General features: G+C 66.9%; 19 protein-coding genes. 10 read left to right on the forward strand and 9 right to left on the reverse strand.

Annotated features, from left to right (window positions below):
- Positions 1 to 2: 2 nt before the first annotated feature.
- Positions 3 to 689: a hypothetical protein gene (locus HYG77_RS26480; RefSeq protein WP_208961132.1), complete on the reverse strand. Its 687-nt coding sequence runs from the start codon at positions 687 to 689 to the stop codon at positions 3 to 5.
- Positions 690 to 789: 100 nt separating this feature from the next.
- Here HYG77_RS26480 and HYG77_RS26485 point away from each other — a divergent pair, with 100 nt between their 5' ends.
- Complete coding sequence (locus HYG77_RS26485; protein WP_244373239.1) at positions 790 to 1,653, forward strand: helix-turn-helix domain-containing protein; 864 nt, start codon at positions 790 to 792, stop codon at positions 1,651 to 1,653.
- Positions 1,654 to 1,657: 4 nt separating this feature from the next.
- Complete coding sequence (locus HYG77_RS26490) at positions 1,658 to 2,053, forward strand: VOC family protein (RefSeq protein ID WP_208961133.1); 396 nt, start codon at positions 1,658 to 1,660, stop codon at positions 2,051 to 2,053.
- 14 nt (positions 2,054 to 2,067) lie between these two features.
- On the opposite strand, the gene HYG77_RS26495 is transcribed toward HYG77_RS26490, so the two are convergent.
- Together HYG77_RS26495 and HYG77_RS26500 are read right to left on the reverse strand one after the other, a co-directional pair.
- The gene (locus tag HYG77_RS26495) at positions 2,068 to 3,102 is read right to left on the reverse strand and encodes a glutathione S-transferase C-terminal domain-containing protein (RefSeq protein WP_208961134.1); all 1,035 of its coding nucleotides are present in this window, start codon (positions 3,100 to 3,102) and stop codon (positions 2,068 to 2,070) included.
- Positions 3,099 to 3,839, reverse strand: a complete 741-nt coding sequence (locus HYG77_RS26500; RefSeq protein ID WP_244373241.1) for a GNAT family N-acetyltransferase — start codon at positions 3,837 to 3,839, stop codon at positions 3,099 to 3,101. Before HYG77_RS26500 ends, HYG77_RS26495 begins: the two co-directional genes overlap by 4 nt.
- An 80-nt stretch (positions 3,840 to 3,919) precedes the next feature.
- Between HYG77_RS26500 and HYG77_RS26505 the strand changes: the two genes are divergently transcribed.
- From HYG77_RS26505 to HYG77_RS26525, 5 genes are all read left to right on the forward strand, one after another.
- Complete coding sequence (locus HYG77_RS26505) at positions 3,920 to 4,522, forward strand: PadR family transcriptional regulator (protein WP_109335243.1); 603 nt, start codon at positions 3,920 to 3,922, stop codon at positions 4,520 to 4,522.
- A 2-nt stretch (positions 4,523 to 4,524) separates the two neighbouring features.
- Positions 4,525 to 6,039 (forward strand): MFS transporter, encoded by a 1,515-nt coding sequence (locus HYG77_RS26510; protein ID WP_109331778.1) that lies wholly within the window; start codon positions 4,525 to 4,527, stop codon positions 6,037 to 6,039.
- A 26-nt stretch (positions 6,040 to 6,065) separates the two neighbouring features.
- Complete coding sequence (locus HYG77_RS26515) at positions 6,066 to 6,872, forward strand: enoyl-CoA hydratase/isomerase family protein (protein WP_109331774.1); 807 nt, start codon at positions 6,066 to 6,068, stop codon at positions 6,870 to 6,872.
- 78 nt (positions 6,873 to 6,950) lie between these two features.
- Positions 6,951 to 8,141 (forward strand): long-chain fatty acid--CoA ligase, encoded by a 1,191-nt coding sequence (locus HYG77_RS26520; RefSeq protein WP_208961135.1) that lies wholly within the window; start codon positions 6,951 to 6,953, stop codon positions 8,139 to 8,141.
- Between the two features lie 26 nt (positions 8,142 to 8,167).
- Positions 8,168 to 9,133: an adenosine deaminase gene (locus tag HYG77_RS26525; RefSeq protein WP_109331763.1), complete on the forward strand. Its 966-nt coding sequence runs from the start codon at positions 8,168 to 8,170 to the stop codon at positions 9,131 to 9,133.
- Between the two features lie 3 nt (positions 9,134 to 9,136).
- Here the strand turns inward: HYG77_RS26525 and HYG77_RS26530 are convergent, their stop codons facing one another.
- Together HYG77_RS26530 and HYG77_RS26535 are read right to left on the reverse strand one after the other, a co-directional pair.
- Positions 9,137 to 10,501, reverse strand: coding sequence for an amidase family protein (locus tag HYG77_RS26530; RefSeq protein ID WP_208961136.1), 1,365 nt, complete (start codon positions 10,499 to 10,501; stop codon positions 9,137 to 9,139).
- Positions 10,502 to 10,511: 10 nt separating this feature from the next.
- Positions 10,512 to 11,828, reverse strand: coding sequence for a D-arabinono-1,4-lactone oxidase (locus HYG77_RS26535; RefSeq protein WP_208961137.1), 1,317 nt, complete (start codon positions 11,826 to 11,828; stop codon positions 10,512 to 10,514).
- Positions 11,829 to 11,929: 101 nt separating this feature from the next.
- Between HYG77_RS26535 and HYG77_RS26540 the strand changes: the two genes are divergently transcribed.
- Together HYG77_RS26540 and HYG77_RS26545 are read left to right on the forward strand one after the other, a co-directional pair.
- Positions 11,930 to 12,574: a TetR/AcrR family transcriptional regulator gene (locus HYG77_RS26540; protein WP_109331755.1), complete on the forward strand. Its 645-nt coding sequence runs from the start codon at positions 11,930 to 11,932 to the stop codon at positions 12,572 to 12,574.
- Positions 12,575 to 12,674: 100 nt separating this feature from the next.
- Positions 12,675 to 13,853 (forward strand): amino acid deaminase/aldolase, encoded by a 1,179-nt coding sequence (locus HYG77_RS26545; RefSeq protein ID WP_208961138.1) that lies wholly within the window; start codon positions 12,675 to 12,677, stop codon positions 13,851 to 13,853.
- Here HYG77_RS26545 and HYG77_RS26550 read toward each other — a convergent pair.
- On the reverse strand, positions 13,838 to 17,320 hold the full coding sequence (locus HYG77_RS26550; protein ID WP_208961139.1) for a bifunctional RecB family nuclease/DEAD/DEAH box helicase: 3,483 nt from the start codon (positions 17,318 to 17,320) through the stop codon (positions 13,838 to 13,840). The two genes, HYG77_RS26545 and HYG77_RS26550, sit on opposite strands and share 16 nt — an antisense overlap.
- Before the next feature lie 78 nt (positions 17,321 to 17,398).
- Between HYG77_RS26550 and HYG77_RS26555 the strand changes: the two genes are divergently transcribed.
- Positions 17,399 to 18,019 (forward strand): alpha/beta hydrolase, encoded by a 621-nt coding sequence (locus tag HYG77_RS26555; RefSeq protein ID WP_208961140.1) that lies wholly within the window; start codon positions 17,399 to 17,401, stop codon positions 18,017 to 18,019.
- Positions 18,020 to 18,070: 51 nt separating this feature from the next.
- Here the strand turns inward: HYG77_RS26555 and HYG77_RS26560 are convergent, their stop codons facing one another.
- From HYG77_RS26560 to HYG77_RS26570, 3 genes are all read right to left on the reverse strand, one after another.
- Positions 18,071 to 19,888, reverse strand: coding sequence for a long-chain fatty acid--CoA ligase (locus HYG77_RS26560; protein WP_159925487.1), 1,818 nt, complete (start codon positions 19,886 to 19,888; stop codon positions 18,071 to 18,073).
- A 138-nt stretch (positions 19,889 to 20,026) separates the two neighbouring features.
- Complete coding sequence (locus HYG77_RS26565) at positions 20,027 to 20,731, reverse strand: heme peroxidase (protein ID WP_208961141.1); 705 nt, start codon at positions 20,729 to 20,731, stop codon at positions 20,027 to 20,029.
- A gap of 99 nt (positions 20,732 to 20,830) precedes the next feature.
- Complete coding sequence (locus HYG77_RS26570; RefSeq protein WP_208961142.1) at positions 20,831 to 21,460, reverse strand: phosphoribosyltransferase family protein; 630 nt, start codon at positions 21,458 to 21,460, stop codon at positions 20,831 to 20,833.
- Positions 21,461 to 21,480: the final 20 nt, after the last annotated feature.

The raw sequence follows: 21,480 nt of genomic DNA on the forward strand, positions 1-21,480 counted from the left end.
GGTCAGGCCTCGACGACTCGCAGCTGATCCGGCCAGCGGGCAGGTGCGGTACCGAAAGCCTCGCGCGCATTCTTCACGACGCCCTTGCCGATGGCCCGGTTTCCGGCGCCGCCGATCGCTGCGCCGATCCCGGCAGGCACGAGTTTGCCGAGAATCAGCGCGCTGCGCCGGGCAGCGTACTTGGTGACGAACTTGCGCAGCAGGCGGCTGTTCATGCCTCTCATCGTGGGGCCCGGGATGCGGCTGGTGATTGCCGTCCCCCAGTTCTTCGCGGTCACGCCCGTCGCCTTCTGGACGATCTCCATGCCCGATTCACCGAGTGCGACGGCCAGGACGAGCGCCCGGCGCTGTTGATGGTCGGTGGCGGAGATGCCGTGCACCGATGCCACGGCGAGAGTCAGCAACGCCGCTGATTCGAGGAAGAACGCGGATTCGGCGCCGACGGCCGCAATCGATGCCACCGTCCCGACACCGGGAACCGCGGCCGCGGCGCCCACTGCGCTGCCGCTGCCCGTCACTGCCAGCAGGAACATCTTTTCCATGCGCTCGATGATCTGGGCGGGCGATTCGTCGGGATGCGAACGCCGGACCCACTCGACGTACTTGGCCACAGCGGGTGCCTGCAGTCTGCTCCCGTTGTCCAGAACCGAGACCAGGGCCTTTTCGATCCGTCCACCATTGTCAGCCATCGGGGCTCCCGTCTCGCCGTGTACTTCGAGTGTGCCGGATACGACTGTAGGTGGGAAAAAGGCGGTGGCCGACGGCGGTGGCGGTGCTTACGCTGTTGGCGTGACTGTCGCGGGCAGCGTGCCTCCGGTTCGGGGCGTGTCCAACGGTGCACGCCGTCGACCGGCCGCGCCGCTGCGCGCCCTGGTGTCTGGGTACGAAGGCTATCGCCTGACGGGATTCGAGCCCGGACTTCACCTCGGTCTGCCGTCGCCGTCGCTCACCGTCGTCGTCTCGCTCGATGCGCCGCTCGAGATCGCCGAGCAGGCCGCGGCGGAGCAGGCTCCCGGCTTCTACGACACGCTTGCCAGTGGCATCGCGACGGCGCCGGTGACGATTCGGCACGACGGCAATCAGCACGGGATCCAGCTGGCGTTGAGTCCCCTCGGTGCGCGGGCTCTGCTAGGCGTGCCCGCGTCGGCCCTCGGTGCCTGGGTGGTCGGACTCGACGACCTCCTCGGTGCCGATGCGACGGAACTGGTCGAACGGCTGTCCCTCGAACCGGTGTGGGAGGAGAGGTTCCGCATTCTCGACGAGGTACTCGGGCGGCGCATCGCCGACGCGGAGATCGACCCCCATCTCGTGCAGGCCTGGACGTTGCTCGCCGGTGACGGGGTAGTGCGAGTGAGCGCGGTAGCTCGCGACATAGGTTGGAGCAGAAGGCATTTGGTGAACCGCTTCGTTGCGGAGTACGGCGTCACGCCGAAAGATGTGGCGCGGTTGTCGCGCTTTCACCGCTCGCACCGAATGCTGAAGCGGGCCCACTGCGCCACGCTCGCCGAGGTCTCCGCGCGATGCGGCTATTACGACCAGGCGCACATGGCCCGCGACTGGCGTGACCTCGCGGGTGTCGCACCGTCGCGGTGGCGCGAGAATGAACCGTTCTCATTTGTCCAAGACTCCGACCGCGACGACGGTGCAGAGTGACGACATGACTACTTCGACGCAAATTACATGTGTATGGCCCACCCTCGTCTACCGCGACGCGCGCGCCGCGATCCGCTTCCTCGCCGACACCTTCGGATTCGTCGAGAAGGCGGTGTACGGCGAGGGCGACCGGGTGGATCACGCCGAACTCGGCTGGCCGAAGGGCGGCGGCATCATGCTCGGCTCGCTTAGTGAGGACTCGGTCATCAGCGACCTGCCGCCAGGGACGGGCTCGGTGTACCTCGTCGTCGACGACCCCGACGCGCTCCACCAGCGCGCGGTCGCTGCCGGGGCCACGATCGTTCGCGAATTGCGGGACGAAGACTACGGATCGCGCGGATTTACCTGCCGTGACCCCGAGGGCGTGTTCTGGAGCTTCGGCACCTACACCGGTGCGTAGACGGACTCACCCGCTCAGGCGCCGTGGCCCGCGGGCACTTCCTCCCCGGACCGCGGCGGGGGCGGCGGGGTGCCGGTCCCGAACGGCCTGCCACCGAGCTGCTCGCGACCGTGCGGCTGCAACCAGCCCGACAGGTCCGGGCCTTTCGGGACGATTCCGGCGGGATTGATGTCGGTGTGCACCATGTAGTAGTGCTGCTTGATCTGAACGAAGTCGATGGTGTCGCCGAATCCCGGGGTCTGGAACAGGTCACGCGCGTAGCCCCACAAGGCAGGCATCTCACTGAGCTTGTTGCGATTGCACTTGAAATGCCCGTGGTAGACGGAATCGAATCGGGCCAGTGTGGTGAACAACCGCACATCCGCCTCGGTGATGGTGTCGCCCACGAGGTACCGGCGGGTGGTCAGCCGCTCCTCGAGCCAGTCGAGGCGCGCGAACAGGCGGTCGTATGCGGAATCGTAGGCGCTTTGTGAGCCGGCGAAACCGCAGCGGTACACGCCGTTGTTGACATCACGGAAGACGAGCTCGGCTACCTCGTCGATCTCGTCGCGAAGCTCCTCCGGGTAGAGCTCGGGCGCTCCCTCGCGGTGGTACTTCGTCCACTCGGTGGACAGATCGAGGGTGATGTGCGGATAGTCGTTGGTGACCACCTGCCCGGTGGGCACGTCGACGATTGCGGGAACGGTGATTCCGCGCTCGTAGTCCGGGAAACGCGCGAAGTAGGCGTCCTGCAGGCGCGGGATCTTCAGCACGGGGTCGACCTCGCCCGGGTCGAGGTCGAAGGTCCAGCTCCGCTCGTCGTGGGTCGGGCCGCACAGGCCCATCGACAACACGTCCTCGAGTCCGAGCAGCCGCCGCACGATGATCGCCCGATTCGCCCAAGGACACGCTCGCGCGGCCACGAGTCGATAGCGGCCCGACTCGACCGGGTACCCGTCTCGTCCGTCAGCGGTGATCCGCGTGGCGATGTAGTGAGTGTCCCGAGTGAACTCGGAACCGGGTTCGACATAGCCGGCCGAACCCGTTTCGTCCTGTTTCTGCTCAGTCATGATCGACCCGTCCTCGTCCGTCGATGGTGTCTCACAGCGTACTTCGCGCGACGGTGACCTCGATGTATGTTCCGAGTTCGCGGTAACCCGAGCGGGCAGCGAGCCGACGGGAGGCCGGGGCGTCGCGCGGTGCACGGAACTGGGCGATCAGTCCGCTGTCGAGCGCATCGTCGGTGGCGATTCCGGCGGCCTGGGTGCCGAGCCCCCCGGCACCGGAAGAGGGGAGCGGTCAGGACCGCGACATCGGCGACGAATCCCTGGAATTCGCTGTACCCGGCGGAACTGACCGGCTGCTGCGCGTCGTCCAGGATCGTGAACCACCGGTCTCGAGTGCTGAGGTGGGCTTCGGTCACGTCGTCCGGTGGGCAGGCGGTCTCCAGTTCCCGCACGTGCCCGCGGTCGTCCGACACCACAGGCGGTCGCCCGGTCGCCGGTTCCTGATAGTCGCTGGTGAACCACAGCGTGAGCGGTCCGGAGCAGCGGCCCGAACGATCCTGAACAAGGGCGAGCAGAGTTGCGGGTTCGGTCAGGTCCCGGTCCGAAAGTCGTTCCGCGCGCCGGAGTATCCAGTCGGGACCCACCATGGCCGAGGTGCCCCGCAGGTCGAGGAAACGGAGGGTGTCCGCCTCGGGATCGGCACGGGTGGCCCGGCCGGGCCTGTCCGTGAGCGCGTCGTCGGCGAGTCCGAGTTCACGCGACCAGGCGAGTCGAACGATGTCGAGATGATGCGGATCCACGCAGCCACGGTAACCGCTGTTCCCGCGTGGCCGGTCCGGTATATTCCGTGTGGAGTATTCGACGGCGGAAGGCGATGCAGATGGTGCTGACGCCGCTCGCCGTCACCATTCTCGGTTTACTCAACGAGCGAACGATGCACCCGTACGAGATGTACCAACTCGCCGACACCCGTCGCGGACGCCTGGTGAAGATCAGGCCGGGATCGCTCTACCACACGGTCAACAGGCTCGAGGCCGAACGCCTGGTGCGCACCACGGGCACCGATAGGGCGGGCAACCGGCCCGAGCGCACGATGTACGAGATCACGGACTCCGGGCGGGACGCCCTCGGCCGCCGGGTGAGCGACATGCTCGCCGCCCCCGCCCGGGAGTACCCGCAGTTTCCGCTCGCGCTCGCGGAGGCGCACAACCTCGAGTCGGGTGCGGTCGTAGACCTGCTGCGCGAGCGTCTCGGCCGCCTCGACCAGGAGATCGACGAACTCGTGGCCTCCGCCGACGGCAACGAGGCACCGCCGCGCATCTTCAGCCTGGGGAACGAGTATCTGCTCACTGTCGCCCGCGCGGAACGCGACTGGCTCCGCGCGCTCGTGAGCGATATCGACTCCGGAACGCTGTCGTGGCTGGAATTCCTCGAAGGCCTGACATTCGCACGCCCGGACCATTCCGGTTCAGCAAAGGATTGACGATGGATACCGAGCGCACCGCACGACTTCCCGCCGCCCCGCCCGAACAGGGCAACCCCTGGCCCGCCCTGTGGGCGCTGGTCATCGGGTTCTTCATGATCCTCGTCGACAGCACCATCGTGGCGGTGGCCAACCCGGCGATCCTGACAGACCTGCGTACCGACATCACCAGCGTGGTGTGGGTCACCAGCGCCTACCTGCTGGCGTACGCCGTGCCCCTCCTCGTCACCGGCCGGCTCGGTGACCGATTCGGACCCAAGAACGTCTACCTGATCGGCCTCGTGCTGTTCACCGGTGCATCGCTGTGGTGCGGCCTGTCCGGAACCGTCACGATGCTCATCGTCGCCCGGGTGTTCCAGGGACTCGGTGCCGCGCTGATGACACCGCAGACAATGGCCGTCATTACCCGTACCTTCCCGCCCGACCGGCGCGGCACGGCGATGGGCCTGTGGGGCGCCGTGGCGGGCGTCGCGACGTTGGTCGGTCCCCTCGCCGGCGGTGTGCTCGTGGACAACCTGGGCTGGGAATGGATCTTCATCGTCAACGTGCCGGTCGGCGTGATCGCGTTCGTGCTCGCATGGCGGCTCGTTCCCGCGCTCGAAACCCACGCGCACAAGTTCGACATCCCGGGTGTCGTGCTCAGTGCGTCGGGCATGTTCTTGCTCGTGTTCGGCATCCAGGAGGGCAGTTCGTACGACTGGTCGAGAATCGTGTGGCTGTCGATCGGCGCCGGGGTGGTCCTGATCGGGATCTTCGTCTGGTATCAGTCGTGGAATCGCAACGAACCGTTGTTGCCGTTGAGCCTGTTCCGGGATCGCAACTTCGCCCTCGCCAACGTCGGGATCACCGCGATGGGTTTCGCGGTCACGGCCATGGTTCTGCCACTGATGTTCTACACGCAAGGCGTGCGCGGCCTGTCGCCTACGGAGTCGGCCTTGTTGCTGGTGCCGATGGCCGTCTTCACCGGTGTGTTCGCCCCGTTCGTCGGCCGGCTGGTGGACCGTACGCACCCGCGGTACATCGCCGGTACGGGCTTCCTGTTGTTCGCGATCGCGCTGGGCTGGCTGGCGATGGTCATGTCGCCCGGTGTCGCCATCTGGCAGCTGCTGCTCCCCATCGGTCTGATCGGCGTGGCCAATTCGTGTATCTGGTCCCCGCTCGCTGCCACCGCCACCCACAACCTGCCGCCGCATCAGGCGGGCGCAGGGGCCGGCGTGTACAACACCACCCGCCAGGTCGGGGCAGTGCTCGGCAGCGCCGCCATCGGCGCGCTCATTACTGCGCGGCTGTCCGCGCAGGGGATGGCAGGCGGTAGCCAGGACGCCGGTGTCGGCGAGCTGCCCGAGGTCCTGAAAGACCCGTTCGCCACGGCCATGTCCCAATCGGTGTGGCTACCCGCCGCGATTCTGCTGGTCGGCTTCGTTGCGTCCGTCTGCTTCGCCCGCCCGCTGCGGGAGAAGGATTCCGACGACACCGTCGACGTCGAGACGAGCAGCGAATCGTCGCTACAGGACTGACGTTGCCGGTGTGGCAGTGTGGCGGCATGACCGATCCCGCTGTCGCATCGCACCCCACCCGACTCGAACGCGTCCGCACCAATGCGGGTGCCGAGTTCGCGACCCTCACGTTCGCCCACGGCCCGCTGAACCTTTTCGACCAGGCCATGTTCGACGCCGTCCAGGCCGATGTCGCGACTCTCACCGAAGACCCGCCGCGTGCCGTGCTGCTGCGTGCGGAGGGCAAAGTGGTGTCGGCGGGCGTCGACGTCCATCTCTTCGACGGGCTCAGCGCCGAGCAGGCTGCGGATCTGTGGCAGCAGCTGTTCGCGGACATCTGCCATCCGATCGAGGCACTGCCGTGCCCGGTGGTCTACGCCGCCCATGGACTGACCCTGACTGCGGCATTCGAGATCGCTCTCGCCTGCGACATCATTCTGGCCGCACCGAAGGCGAAGTTCGGTCTGGTCGAGACAGTGGTGGGTCTGACTCCGTCGATGGGGGGACCTCAGCGACTGGCCGAGCGTGCCGGTTCCGGCCGTGCCCGCGAACTGGTGATGACCGGAGATCTGTACGACGCCGCGACACTGCAGGGTTGGGGTGTGGTGAACGCGGTCCACGACGACGTCGACACCGAGGCCCGGGCACTGACCACGCGCCTCGCGGACGGACCGACCCGCGCCCACGATGCGACGAAACAGATCATTTCCGCATGGCGATCCGGTGGAGTGGCGCACGCCGACTCGATCACACCGGAAGTGTCAGGCGCGCTCTTCGAGACCGAAGACCTGTCGGGTGCGGTCCGCAGTTTTCTTACCGACGGGCCGGGCAAGGCCTCGTACCGAGGCCGCTAGAGTCGCCCGACTGTGCACACGATTGTGACCGGCGTCATATAGTCGGGGCAGCGTTCCGGTCAGTCAGCGGAGGTCCACATGCCGTCGTCCCTCGTCGAGTACCCGTGCAGTTCCGCCTTCTTCCACGACGACCGGATGGCCCGCGGACGCGACGGCCTCCTCCGGTACGGCGGTCTCACGCCGTCACTCACCGAACTGCTCGACATCGCCGTGCACCGTTACGCGGGCAGGGTGGCGGTCGAGGAGGACGGCGGCCGGACGCTCACCTTCTCGCAGTTGTGGACGTCGGCGGCCCGGGTGGCCGGCGGCCTGAAGACGAGGGGAGTCGAGATCGGCGACCGGGTGGCCGTTCGGCAACCGGTGGGAGTGCGCTGGGTCGAGGCCTTCCTCGGCGTCCTCCTCGCAGGCGGGGTACCGGTCGGGGTGGGTCCGGAACTGGGCCAGTCCGCCACCGACACGGTCCTCGCCGACAGCGAGTCGGTGATGGTCCTCGACGGGGAACTTCCCGACGGAATCTCGTTCATCGACGACGGCGCCGGCCCCGAGGAACTGGTGCTGTTGTCGTACACCGGTGACGGCTCGCCCAAGGGTGTCGAACTGAGCAACGAGAACGTCCTGTCCACCCTCGAATCGGTGATCCACGCGCGGCGGTTCAGCTCGGAGGGACTGCGTAACTTGCTGGTCGACCCCGAACTGCACACCGTCGGATCGCTCGTCGAATTATTGTCGACACTCGTGGTGGGCGGCACCGCCCTGTTGACGACAAGCACGGATTCCGCGTCGTGGCGTGGAACGGGCGCCGACGTTCTGACCGCGGCGCCTGCCACCCTCCTAGGTGCGGTCGAGGAGTCCCCGGTGACCAACTTCGGTCGTCGGGCAGTGCGGTGGATCGACTACAGCGGCGCCGGCCTGTCCGTCGAGCAGGCCCAGTTCCTGCGCAGAACATTCCCGGCCGCCAAGCACTTCCTGGGGTGGGGGATGACCGAAACGTGCGGCGCCGGACTGGCCCTTCCCGACGAGTGCGCATTGACCCACGCCGGAAGTGTGGGAATCGCGTTCGGTGGAATGGAGGTGGCGCTGTTCGGCCCGGAAGCGCAGCACGGATTCGGTGAATTGTGCTGTCGGGGACCGGGTGTGACACGTGGCTATTGGAACCGCCCGGAGGCCACCGCACGGAGCTTCACGGGTGGCTGGTTTCACACCGGCGACACCGCGAGTATCGACGGCGACGGCTTCGTCCGTATCGTCGAACGCGACGTCGCCGCCTAGGCGCCGAGAAAGCAGGGACCATTCCCGTGAACCTCCCCGTCGCCGAGTTGCACATGCACATCGAGGGGTCGCTCGAACCCGAGCTGATCTTCGGGCTCGCCGAACGCAACGCGGTGCCACTGCCGTACGCAGACCTGGACGATCTGCGTTCGCGGTACGAATTCACCGACCTGCAGTCGTTCCTCGATCTCTACTTCGCCAACATGCAGGTTCTGCGGACCGCCCAGGATTTCGCCGACCTGACCCGCGCCTACTTCGCCCGGGCATCGGCGGCCGGTGTGGCGCACGTCGAGTTCTTCTTCAATCCGCAGGCGCACATCAATCGTGGTGTGCCGCTGACCGAAGTTCTCGACGGAATCATGGACGCTGTCGCAGGCAGCGAGCGCGAGTTCGGGCTCAGTAGTGCGGCTATCGCTGCAATTCTGCGTGACCGTCCGGTTAGCGAAGCAGAAGAGATGTTCTCGGAGATTCTTCGGTTGCAGTCTCCGATCATCGGGCTGGGACTCGATTCGGCGGAGAGGGGCAATCCGCCGTCACTGTTCGAGGACGTCTTCGCCCGCGCCCGCGCGGAAGGACTGCACGTGGTGGCGCACGCCGGCGAAGAGGGTCCGCCGGAGTACATCTGGCAGGCGCTCGACCTCCTCGGTGCCGAGCGCATCGACCACGGCGTGCGAGCCCTCGAGGACCCGGCGCTCGTCGAACGACTGGTGGACGAGGAGATTCCTCTCACCGTGTGCCCGCTGTCCAATGTGCGCTTGTGCGTTGTCGACTCCCTCGCCGAGCACCCCCTGCGGACCATGCTCGACGCCGGACTGGTGGTCACCGTGAACTCCGACGATCCCGCCTATTTCGGTGGATACGTCGACGACAATTTCGCCCAGCTGCGCGATCAACTCGGACTCACGGACGCCGAACAAGACACGTTGGCGCGCAACTCCATCAAGGCCTCGTTCGCGACCGAAGCCCGCAAAGCGGAACTCCTCCGGCGCTGAGGTTCAGTCGGTCAGCCCGGCGTCGCCGACACTGGTGACGGCAGCCAGCACGTCGCGATCGCGCCCGAAAGGGCCTACCACGCAGAGCCCGACCGGGATTCCGTCGTCCGTGCGTAGGGGCACCGTTGCACTGGGAAGGCCGGAGATGGTCGCCAGCGAGGTGAGCATTCCGGTGGTGCGCATGATGTTCCGGAAGCGTTCGCCGCTCGGGTCGTTCTGCCTCGGCGGCGCAGCCGAGGAGGTCGCAGGCAACACCAGCAGGCTGTTCCCGATGAAACGGGTGATCGTGTCGGAGGCCTCGGCCAGCACTCTCATCTGACGGGCGTACGTCGAGTCCCAGATCCGCCCGGCGGCCGCGAAATTGCGGCGTGGCTCGTCACTGAGCGAGGTGATCGCCTGCCCGATCCACTCGCCGTGCAGCCGCCACGCCTCGTACCCCCGCACGTCGCTGACGGCGTCGTACCAGTCGGGTAGCCGGCCGATGTCCGTGTCGGTGCGCACGAGTCGCGGCAGGCTGCTCTTCTCCCAGGCGGTGAGTGCGCGCCGCACCGCAGCGAGGACCCCGGCGTCGGCGACGGCATTGATTCCGTCCGAACTCAGCGCTGTGGCGAAGGGACGCTCCGCTGTGAGCGGAAGCAGCACGCCCGACACGGCTGCGAGAGTGTCGATGTCGCTGCACACCCACGCCGGAGTGTCGAAGGTCGGGCAGAGGGGAAGGAGGCCTTCACTGGACACGGCACTGCGCGACGGCGAGAACCCGTACAGGCCCTGATACGACGCGGGGATGCGGACGGACCCGGTGGTGTCGATTCCGAGTCCGATGTCGGCCTCGCCCTGAGCGACCGCGCTCGCCGCCCCCGACGTTGCTCCGCCCGGTAAGCGGTCCTCCGCCCGTGGGTTCGGCGGCGTCCCGAACTGCTGATTGACACCCGAATGGCCGTAACCGAGATCGTCGGTCTGAGCAATACCCACGACCTCGGCGCCGTGGTCGAGAAGACGTGCCACCGCTATTGCGGTGGTGGTTTCGACGGGCGCCCCGGCCAGCCACCGCCCACTGCCTGCCCCGATCTGCCTGCCGGCCACGGCATACAGGTCGGTGACGGCAACCCGCAGTCCGGCAAGCGCGCCGTCACCGGTCGGCGCGACGAGTGGAGCGCCCTGCAGACGCCACGTCGCCTTGTCGGTGGGCACGAACTCGGAGGTGCCTGCGTTCGGGTCGAACAGGCTGCCGTCGGGCAACGGGGGGACTTCCGGGTCGTGAAGCCGTTCGCCGCAGGCGCCGAGCACGGTGGCGCCGACCGCTGCCGCTCCGGAGATTCCGGCAACGCGGAGAAATGCGCGACGATCGAAAGATCGACTGGGGGGCACCTAGACCACGTTAGCGACCGAGGACCTGCTGCAGGTACGCGTTGCCGAACATTCGCGCGGAATCGTACTTGTCGCGTGCGGAGACGAACCTGTCGAAGTCGGGGTAGGTGGCGCGCAGGTCGTCGGCCGTGCGGCCGTGCATCTTTCCCCAATGCGGACGGCCGTCCACCGCGCGGGCAATGGCTTCGACCGCCGCGAAGTAGGGTTCGTGGTCGCGGCGGTAGTACTGATGGACCGCGATGTATGCGGTGTTCCGGCCGTTCGCCGTCGACAACCACACGTCGTCCGCGGCGGCAAACCGCACCTCCACGGGGAACGCCACCGTGAAACCGGAGTTCTCGACCCACGAATCGATGGCGGCGAGGGCATCCGGGAGTGCCTCGACGGGTACCGCGTACTCCATCTCGCGGAACTTCACCCGCCGCTGCGAGGCGAAGACGCGGTAACTCCGATCCGTGTACTCGCGTGTGCCCAGAACGCGACAGGAGAGCTGGTTGATCTTCGGGATCGCCGACGGCGCAAGGGTAGCCACCCGATTGATGCCCTCGAAGACGACATTGGTGAGCACCTCGTCGTCGACGTAGGCGCGGAGCGGGTGAAGGGGTGAGATCGGGGTGTCGCCGGGCAGCCGGGTATTGCGCTTGGTGAGCACCCGCCGAGTGTGGGGAAACCAGTAGAACTCGAAATGGTCCACCCCGGTGCGGTCGTGGTCGAGCCGATCGAGCGTCGAGTCCAATGACCCGGGCGCCTCCACGGCGTGCATCACGAAGTGCGCGACGCACTGCAGCGTGACCTTGGAGATGATTCCCACAGCGCCGAGGCCCAGACGCGCAGCCTCGAACAAGTCGGGATTCTCGGCCGGCGAACATTCGACGATCGAACCGTCGGCCAGCACCACCTGCAATGCGCGGACCTGAGTGGCGAGGCCACCGAAACGCGCTCCGGTGCCGTGGGTGCCGGTCGAAAGGGCGCCCGCCACCGATTGCACATCGATGTCGCCGAGATTGATCATGGCCAATCCGCGGTGCCAGAGTTGTTCGTTCAGCTCGCGCAACCGGGTGCCCGCGAATACGGTGACGAGAGCGCCTGCACGGTCGTCGAGCGTCACGGAATCGATTCCGCTCAGATTGTCTAGGCTGACGAGAATTCCGTCCGTGACTGCGACCCCGGTGAACGAATGCGCAGCTCCCACCGCCTTCACGCGCAGCCCTCGCTCCGCGGCCTCGGATACCAGGGCGCTCAGCTCGTCGACGGAACGGGGCGTCGCATAACGGTACGGGCTTGCCGTTTCGGTGCCCGCCCAGTTGTGCCACGTGTCCTGTCCCATGGGCTCATCATGAACCTGGACGTTCGTCCAGGCAAATGACGGCTTCTGCGCAACCCCGTGTTGTCCCGTGCCGGTACGGCCTCAGGTCCTACGATCGGAGAATGCTGAACAGGCTCCCCGCGGACGAACGTCGCGCTCAACTCGTCGAATCGGCCCTCTCCATCGCGGAGCAACGCGGGGTCGCTTCGGTCACGGTTCGAGCCGTAGCCGAGGAGGCCGGCGTGTCGCTCGGGGTGGTGCATTACTGCTTCGAGAGCAAGGAAGAGTTGCTCGCCGCAATGGGGGAGAGCCTGATATTGCAGCTCAGCGAATCGATGAGGCTGGCTTTCGGGCAGGTGCGGCACGCGCCGGACCTGCGGGGGGCCGCGGGATTGCGTGAACTTCTCCACATCGGGATCAGCGGGATGTGGCCGATTATCGAGGCCACCCCGGACCGGCAGCTACTCACCTACGAAATCACCGCCCAGGCGCTCCGGCATCGCGCCTCCGGAAGTGAACGGGCGGGCGACATCGCCGGGCGGCAATATCGCACCATGGACCATGAGGCCATCGAGTTCCTCGCGGAGTGTGCGCGGATTTCGGACGTCGGCTGGAGCACTCCCGTCGAGTCCATCGCGCGTTTCGGCCTGGCCATGCTGGACGGGTTGGTGCTGCGGTGGCTCGTCGACCGCGACAGCGAGGCGATGATCGCGGCGCTCGACGACCTGGTGCACATCATCGCGTCGAAGGCCGTCGAGCACTCCTGATCCTGGGGACTCGACCGACCGAAACGATCTGGACAATCGTCCAACACGGTGGTTCACTGACGGTTCGAGTCAGCCTCCCGCGGCAACGATTGGACGAACCGTGACCCCCACGCTCGACCGCCTCATCGCCTCCACGGCGGAGGTCGATCCACCGTTGGCCGCGGTCGACCTACCGACCCTGCGCGCCAACGCGCGGGATCTCGTGCGACGAGCCGGGGGGACACCGGTCCGCGTCGCCAGCAAGTCGGTACGTTGCCGGGCGGTCCTCGAGGTCGCGCTCGGCCGAAGCCTTACGGCAGACAACGGGTTTCGCGGCATCATGACGTACTCGCTGCGCGAAGCCATGTGGCTCGCCCGCTCCGGCGCCCAGGACATCCTCATGGGCTATCCCACCGCGGACCGCGGCGCGCTCGCCGAACTGGCGTCCGACCCCGTCCTTCTCGACCGGATCACGCTGATGGTCGACAGCGACGAGCACCTCGACGTCATCACCGCCGCAGCAGGCACCGAATCCGTCCCCGCCAGGCTGTGCATCGACGTGGACGCGTCGCTGCGCCTCGGGCCCGTGCATATGGGAGTACGCCGTTCACCGCTGCGCCTACCGTCGCATGTCGCCGGTCTCGCCACGCGCGCAGACAAGCGCGGATTCGCCGTCGTCGGGGTGATGTTCTACGAGGCCCAGATCGCCGGGTTACCCGACTCCAGCCTGCCGGTGAGATGGATGAAACGCGCGTCGGCGAAGGAACTCGCCACCCGTCGCAGTGCCGTCGTGGATGCGGTGCAGACGGCTGTGGGGGCCCTCGCGATCGTGAACAGCGGAGGCACCGGCTCCCTGGAGGTGAGCTCGGCAGACCCGGTGGTCACCGAGGTGACCGCCGGATCGGGTCTGTACGTTCCCACCTTGTTCGACCGGTACCGGTCCTTCCGTCCGCATCCCGCCCTGTACTTCGCTCTGCCTGCGGTCCGCCGACCTGCGCCCGCGATCGCCACCTTGCTCGGCGGCGGCTACATCGCTTCCGGACCTGCAGGCTCCGCCCGCGTGCCCCGGCCCGTGTGGCCGTCCGGACTGACGCTGCTGCGCAACGAAGGTGCCGGGGAGGTACAGACACCCGTGACCGGGAGGGCGGCACGGTCACTCGCGGTCGGCGACCGCGTGTGGTTTCGGCACGCGAAGGCGGGTGAGCTGTGCGAACGATTCACCGAGCTGCATCTCGTCGAGTCGGACGGCTCCCGCACCGTCGTACCGACCTATCGCGGCGAAGGTCAGTGCTTCGGTTGATCCGTGCACAGGCGCATGAAGGCGCCGAGTTCGGTCAACCCTTCCGGTGTGCTCGGCATGTACCGCGTCAGGGATTCCGATCGGACGATGACGGCAGCCCACTTGCCGCGGGAGACGGCCACATTCATCCGGTTACGGGACAGCAGGAACGACATACCGCGGGGCACATCCTCGATCGCGGACGCCGTCATCGACACGATGGCGACGGCCGCCTCGCGTCCCTGGAACTTGTCGACCGTTCCCACCTCTACCTTGTCGAGTCCGACCGCTGCGAGATCCCGCTCGATGAGCGCCACCTGGGCGTTGTACGGCGCCACCACCAAAATGTCGGATTCGCCCAGTGGGCGCGTGCCGTCGAACTCGCTGGGGTCGGTCCACCCGGCCCCGAGCAGCTTGGTGATCCGATTGACCACTTCGCGCGATTCCTCGGGTGATTGGGTGGCATTGCCCTGATGATCGACGACGACAGTGTGCACTCCCGGTTCCATGCCGTCGAGTCTTCGCGCGGTACTTGCCGTTTCCTGAGACCGAAGCTTCCCGTCATACGACAGCACCGACACCCGTGCGCACAGCTGCGGGTGCATCCGCCAGGTGCGTTCGAGGAAGTAGCCCCGGCTCGGGGGCAGCGCACCGTGCCCCTCGGCGAGCCAGCCCAGCGCGGAGGTGTCCACGGGTTCGGGATGAGTGCCTTGACTGACCTGCGGAAGCTGCTGCGGGTCACCGAGAAGCAGGAGGTTGCGGGCAGCGCCGCCGACCGCGATGGTGTTGGCCAGCGCGAACTGTCCGGCCTCGTCGATCACCAGAAGATCGAGACTTCCGGGTGGCACCCGATCGGTATTCGCGAAATCCCAGGCCGTACCGCCGATCACGCATCCGGTGGTCTCCGCCTCGGCGATGAATCCGGGATAGTCGTTCGAGCCGATGTCCGTCCACGTTGCAGCGCGGTGCCGTCCGTCCTTTTTCGCCACCAACTCCGCGGGCACGCCGGCTTTGACGATACCGCCGAGCATGTTCTCGATGACCGAATGTGACTGCGCCACAACCCCCACCCGCCAGTGGTGTTGCTCGACGAGAGTCTTGATCACGCGGGCGCCGGTGTAGGTCTTGCCGGTGCCGGGCGGCCCCTGAACGGCGACGTAGGAATTGTCGAGGTCGAGGAGGGCGGCGGTGATTGCCGCCGCGTAGTCGGTGCCTTGAACCGATGGAAGCGCTCGTCCGCTCCGGGTCCGAGGGTCGAAGCGCCGCAGGATGTCTGCCGACGCGCACAGGGGAAGGTCGGGCAGGACCTCGCACATTGTGTCGGCTGCGGACGCGATAGCCGATTCGATGCGGTCCGTCGTGATCGGCGGACCGGGGGTGACGGCCACCGGCAGCTCGGCATACTCCTCGCCGCCGAGAAGCTCCTCGACCGTCACGACGTCGCGGCGACGCTCGTCCTTGGCGACCTCGAGCACGTTGACGGTGGACGTCCCCCTCTGCTGAGGGTTGTCACCCGCGACCGCCTCGGGTGCGGGAGTGTCGTACAGCGCGTACATCGTGGTCTTGGGGCCGACGGTGCTGCCCGTTCCGAAGCGTCCGGTGAGTGACAGGCGCCGCCGAAGCTTGCGTTGCCGCGGTGTGCTCTTGTGCCAGGTCTCCTCGACGGCGGCCGTCGCGACCACCAGAACGTCCCGGATGTCCGACAACTCGTCGGTAGGGACGACGAGACGGTCGAAGTGAGCCCACCAGAAGGGCTTCCGCTCCCGGCGGTGATATCCGACCGCGGCCGCCATGAGGGCGGCCGCCTGCTGATCGTGCCCGCGGGTGTCGCCGGTTCCGGAGCCGGCGAACTGTCGTAGAGCCGATTCCGTGGGCGAGGACTCGTCCGCGGCAGGAGAGGATGCCGCGCCCGGCGGACGGAGAGCGACACCATGCTTCTCGGCCTGTGTCAGCAACCAGTTCCGCAATCTCAGGGTGGAATCGCAGTCGTACTCGTTGTAGTCGGCGATGCCTTGCAACAGGTCGCGGGCCTCGCCGAGGCGGCCGTTGTCACGGTGATCGCAATAATCGGCGTAGGCGACCACGGACGCTGCGGCATTGGTGACGTCTCCGTCGCGCGGCTGCTCGGGCATGTACAGCGGTTCGAGTTTCTTGATGCTGTAGGAACGTTCGCCGATGCGCAGGGCTGAGCGGACCACGGGATACAGGTCGACGAGAACGTTGTCGCGCAACAGATTGTCGACGCACTCCTCACCGACTCCGTGGCGCCCCGCCAGCCGTAGCAGCGCCGACTTCTCGTACGCGGCGTAGTGGTAGATGTGCATGTCGGGGTAGCGGGCGCGGCGTTCCATGACGTAGTCGAGGAAGTCGACGAGGGCCTGACGCTCTTCGGCGCGGCTGTGTGCCCAGAAGGGCCGGAACACCGGGGCGGCAGACTTCTCGCCCGGCGGCGGCCCCTCGACGACACCGAAAAGGTACTCGAGACCCCAGTCGGACGAGCCGTCCTCGGCCCACAGCGGGTCTCCCTCGAAGTCGAAGAAAATGTCCCCGTCGTCCGGTGCGGGCAACCCGCCGAGTGCGCCGGGCGAGTACACCTCGAATTCGGGTGTTCCCGACGACTCCTGCCGTAGCTGCAGCGCGGCCTGGGCGCGGAGCGAGTCGAGACTGCGCTCGGCGAGACCGTCGACGTTACCGGTGTGCGCTGCAAGCGCATCGATGGTGTCGATACCGCCCGCGATCAGCCGACTCCGCTGCGTCGAACGCATCCCGGCCACGAGCAGGAGGTCGCGGTGCCCCTCTACCTCCGGCCCGCAGGTGTCGCACCGGCCGCACGCCGTGTACCGGGGATCGCCCCACTCGGTGAGCGACTGCTCGTCGCGGTGTTCGTCGAGTACCCGTTCGAGGGCGGACCGGCGGGCGGAATACACCGGCGCGATGTCACCGAGGGAGTGCGACGAGTCGCTGTCGTCGCCCAGCAGCAGGTGCACCTCCGGGGAGGTGGGAATGCCGTTGCGCTGCAGAGCTTCCGCGTACGCGGCGAGTTGCAGGAGGGCTGACACCTTGGCGTGTCGGGAAAGCTTGGTGTCGTAGACGGCGTACGTGTCGCCGTTGCGGACGAGAAAGTCGCAGAAACCGAGGAAGCGGCCGTCGAAGAATGTTCCCTGGTACACGACGTCGGCACCGGCCCGGATCGCCTCGACGGTAGCGGAATTGGCCTCGAACAAGCCGAGCGCGGTGTAGTCGGGGCGATCGATCGTGACCACTCCGTCGCCGAAGACAGCGCGGAACTGCGCGAGCCTGCGGTGTTCGTGTGCGTCACCGAGGCTGGAGGTGCGCCGCAGCATGGGGTCGTCGGAAGGGGAGCAGGCCGCGCCGGCCGCCGCGAACCCGAGGGTGGCGTCCAGTCGACGCAGCAAGGCGAACTCGCACGTGGCAGCCGCGGCGAGATCACTCGCGCTGTAGACGATCGTGTCGTCGAGGAGGAACACAGCTATGTCCCCAGTTCTGCCGGTGAGTTCACGCGCCCGATTGTGCCATCGGGGTGTGACAGCCCCAGAATGGCAGCCATGCCTTTCTTCGACGGCCACTCCGGACGAGTGCACTACCGGCATTGGCCGGCCGACAATCCGGTCGCCCAGCTCGTGTTCTTACACGGGATGGGTCAGCACACGGGTCACTACCATCGCTTCGCGCGCGCCTTGACATCGGCAGGTATCGGCGTGTGGGGCATCGACCAGGCAGGACACGGCCTATCCGAAGGCGACCAGCCGGGATCCGTCGCGGAACTGGCCGAGGACGGCGCGCTCCTCACCGCCCTCGCCGAAGAAAGCGCACCGCACGTCCCGACGGCGTTGATGGGACATTCGCTGGGTGCCGCCGTGTCGATGGAACTCCTCGCGCGTGGCAACGCGGGCTTCCGGTGCGCGATTCTGTGCGGGACACCGAAGTCCGCCGCCGCGGCGCAGACGGCGGATATGTTGGGCCTTCTCGAGATGCCGCTGCTCGTCGTGCACGGCGTGGACGACCGCATCGCACCCATCGACCCGATCCGGACATGGGCGACGGGAATCGCCGGCCTCGAATTCCGGGAGTTCGACGACGCCGGTCACGACCTACTGCACGAGAAGGTTCACCCCGCGGTCACCGCGGTGGTACGCGACTTCATCTTGGGCGCTGCGCGCACGTGAGTGGCCGAGGAGTCGATGCACTCCTCGGCCACACACGGGTGGCGGAGCCGCTTACGCGTAGATGGCCTCGATGGCCGCGCCGTGTTCCTTGTGGATGACGTTGCGCTTGAGCTTCAGTGTGGGGGTGAGTTCGCCGGTTTCCTGCGAGAAGTCGACCTCGAGGATCCGGTACTTCTTGATCCGTTCCGGGTTGGATACCTTCTTGTTGCCCTCGGCCACGGCCTCGTCGATCTCCGCGACCAGGTCCGGGTTCTTGACCAGCTCGGACACCGGGGTGTCGGCGGCCAGCCCGTGACGTTCCTTCCAGCCGGGGAGGGTCTCGGCGTCGAGGGTGATGAGCGCCCCGATGAACGGTTTACCGTCACCGACCACGAGGCACTGGCTGATCAGCGGATGTGCGCGCAGGGCATCCTCGAGGACCGCCGGCGCCACGTTCTTGCCGCCTGCGGTGACGATGATTTCCTTCTTGCGGCCGGTGATCGAGATGAATCCCTCTTCGTCGATCGACCCGAGGTCACCTGTGTGGAACCAGCCGTCGCGGATCGAGTCGGCGGTGGCCTGGTCGTTGTGCCAGTACCCACTGAAGACGACGGGTCCCTTGACGAGCAGCTCACCGTCCTCCCCGATCTTCGCGGCATGGCCGTCGATCGGCTTGCCGACCGTGCCGACCTTCTGCGCGGACGTGGTGTTCACGGAGATGGCGGCGCTGGTCTCGGTGAGGCCGTAACCCTCGTACACGGGAATGCCGACGCCACGGAAGAAGTGGCCGAGCCGGGCACCGAGAGCCGCACCACCGGAGACGGCGCGGTCGCATTCGCCACCGAGCGCGGTGCGCAGCTTCGAGTACACCAGCTTGTCGAACAGCGCGTGCTTGAGCTTGAGGCCGAGGCCGGCGCCACCCTTGTCCTGAGCCTCGCTGTACGCGATGGCAGTGGCGGACGCCTTCTCGAAGATGCTGCCCTTGCCGCCGTCGTACGCCTTCTGCTTCGCGGAGTTGTAGACCTTCTCGAACACGCGGGGAACCGACAGGATGAAGTGCGGCTTGAACGCGGCGAACTGGTCGAGCAGCGTCGTCAGATCCGCGGTGTGTGCGACGGTGACCTTCGCGTCGAAGGCGCCGAACGAGATGGCGCGGGCGAAGACGTGCGCGAGCGGCAGGAACATCAGGGTGCGGCGGCCGGCGTACATCGCATCGGAGAGCGCCAGCTTCACGGCAGCGGACTCGGCGTAGAAATTGGCGTGCGTCAACTGCACGCCCTTGGGCCGGCCTGTGGTGCCGGAGGTGTAGATGAGGGTGGCGGGCGACGATGCTCGCACCTGGTGACGACGTTCGTGCAACTGCTCGTCCGTGACGCTCTGCCCACGCTTCGTCAGTTCCTCGATAGCCCCGGATGATTCCCCCGTCGCTTCGCTCGCCCCGGCATCGATCTGCAGCACCTCCCGCAGATCCGCCGCCTCGTCGGTGACGACCCGCAGGGCCTGCGCGTGCTTGGCGTTCTCGACGACGAGCAGCGATGTGCCGGAATCCTCGAGGATCCACTTGGCCTGATCGGGCGCGGACGTCTCGTAGATGGCGACGGTGCAACCGCCGGCCGTCCAGATCGCGTAGTCGATGACGACCCACTCGTACCGGGTCGCGGACAGGATCGCGACACGATCACCGAGTTCGATGCCGGACGCGATGAGACCTTTCGCGACTGCCGAGACCTGCTTCGCGAACTCGGCGGCGGTGACGTCCGTCCAGCCGCCGTTACTCGGACGCTTGAACGGTACGAACGTCGGATCCTCCTCGGCATGACGGAAGACCGAGTCGGCCATAGAGGCGTCCTCCGGAATTGAGAACGACTGCGGTACCGAAAACTCTCGCACTATGACCCCTCCACTGAAACAACATGACGGATGTGCATTCGATCACAATTGTCCGGGTTTCGCACTAGCGCCGATGTCCGTTTTGGGTAAGTTGCTTCTGACCTGCGAGAATATGTGTAACCAGACGTAAACTGGTAACTACGCGACGTCGTCGAGGCGGCGAGAATTGGCCGCAAGCCACCGCCGGATCGCGTAGTCGAGCTGCTCGGGGTCGACCCCGAGCTCGGTTGCGGTGGCCTCGAGGATTTCGTCCGCGGCACCCCCATCGGTCGCCTCCGAGATGCCGAGGGCGCCGTTGACGAAGACCTCCGCCACCCTGTTGGGTCGCACCCCGGGGATTCCCGCGAGCATCAGGAAGTGCGACCACGTGACGTCGCTGTGCTCACCGCATACGTCGACCCAGGCCTGATGGATCTGCTCCAGCGCCGCCTCGTCCCGAGCGGCCTCGAGAAGGTCGTCGATGCTGTTGACCCGGAGCTGGTGTAGTCGCTCGGCTGCCTGCTGGATGTGGCGTGCCTCGATCGGCACACCTGTCGCGGTGTAGCGGCGCTTGTACGAGCCGACCTTGCCGGCCCACTGATCCGAACTGCCTGCCTCCTCGAAGGTGCGGAGCAGATCGCGGGCACCGTCGGTGAGCGGCCGTCCGGCGTCCGCCCGGCGGTACGCCAGATACCGGTCGACGACGGCGACCTCGCTGTGTCCCGCGCTCGACTGCACGGACTCGATGATGCACAGGGCGAGGCTGTGCCGATAGACATCAGAGGTGACCCAGCCGGACGGATCACCCAGCCGGTCGCGACAAGCGGCCACCACGGTTTCGACGGTATCGGCAGAGACGGTCACGAGATCCTCCAAAGGCAGACTGTTCTGTGCTCTGTCCGGTGTATCGACGGTCACTCCAGGAACGTTGCACTCTCGCTGAGATTTACTCGAGAACGACTGTCATATGGTGGCGAGCAGGTCTGTGACCTCGCTGTCTGCAAGCTGATGGAAGTCGTCGTAGGCATTGCCAACGCCACCGAGGTCGAGTGGGGTGTACGGGCAGACCACCTCGTCGGCCGTGACGCGCAGACGGGAGACGGCCTCGGGCGCGGCCACCGGAACCGCGACGACGATGCGCGACGCCCCCGACTTCTTGACGAACTGGCAGGCCACCGCGGCCGTCGCACCGGTGGCCATGCCGTCGTCGACGATGACGGCGGTGCGTCCTCGTATCGGCACGCGGTTCCTGCCGCCGCGCAACACCTGCGCTCGACGCTCGAGTTCCCGGCGCTCCTTGGCCTCGACCATGGCGAGGGCTGTCTTGCTGACCCGGGCGATCCGAAGGACGTCGTCGTTGACGACGCGGGCGTCTCCTTCACCGATCGCGCCCATCGCGAGTTCGGGCTGCCAGGGGACACCGAGTTTGCGTACGAGAACCACATCGAGGGGGGCGGCGAGCGCCGCGGCAACCTCGAAGGCGACAGGGACACCGCCGCGCGGCAGGCCCAGAACCACCAGGTCGTTTCCGCGTAGATGCTCGAGTGAGGCGGCCAGCCGACGACCGGCGTCCGCCCGACTGGTGTACTGCATCGAACGCTCCGAATCGGAAG

The organism is Rhodococcus sp. ZPP, from assembly GCF_017656075.1.
Classification (GTDB): domain Bacteria; phylum Actinomycetota; class Actinomycetes; order Mycobacteriales; family Mycobacteriaceae; genus Rhodococcus_F; species Rhodococcus_F oxybenzonivorans.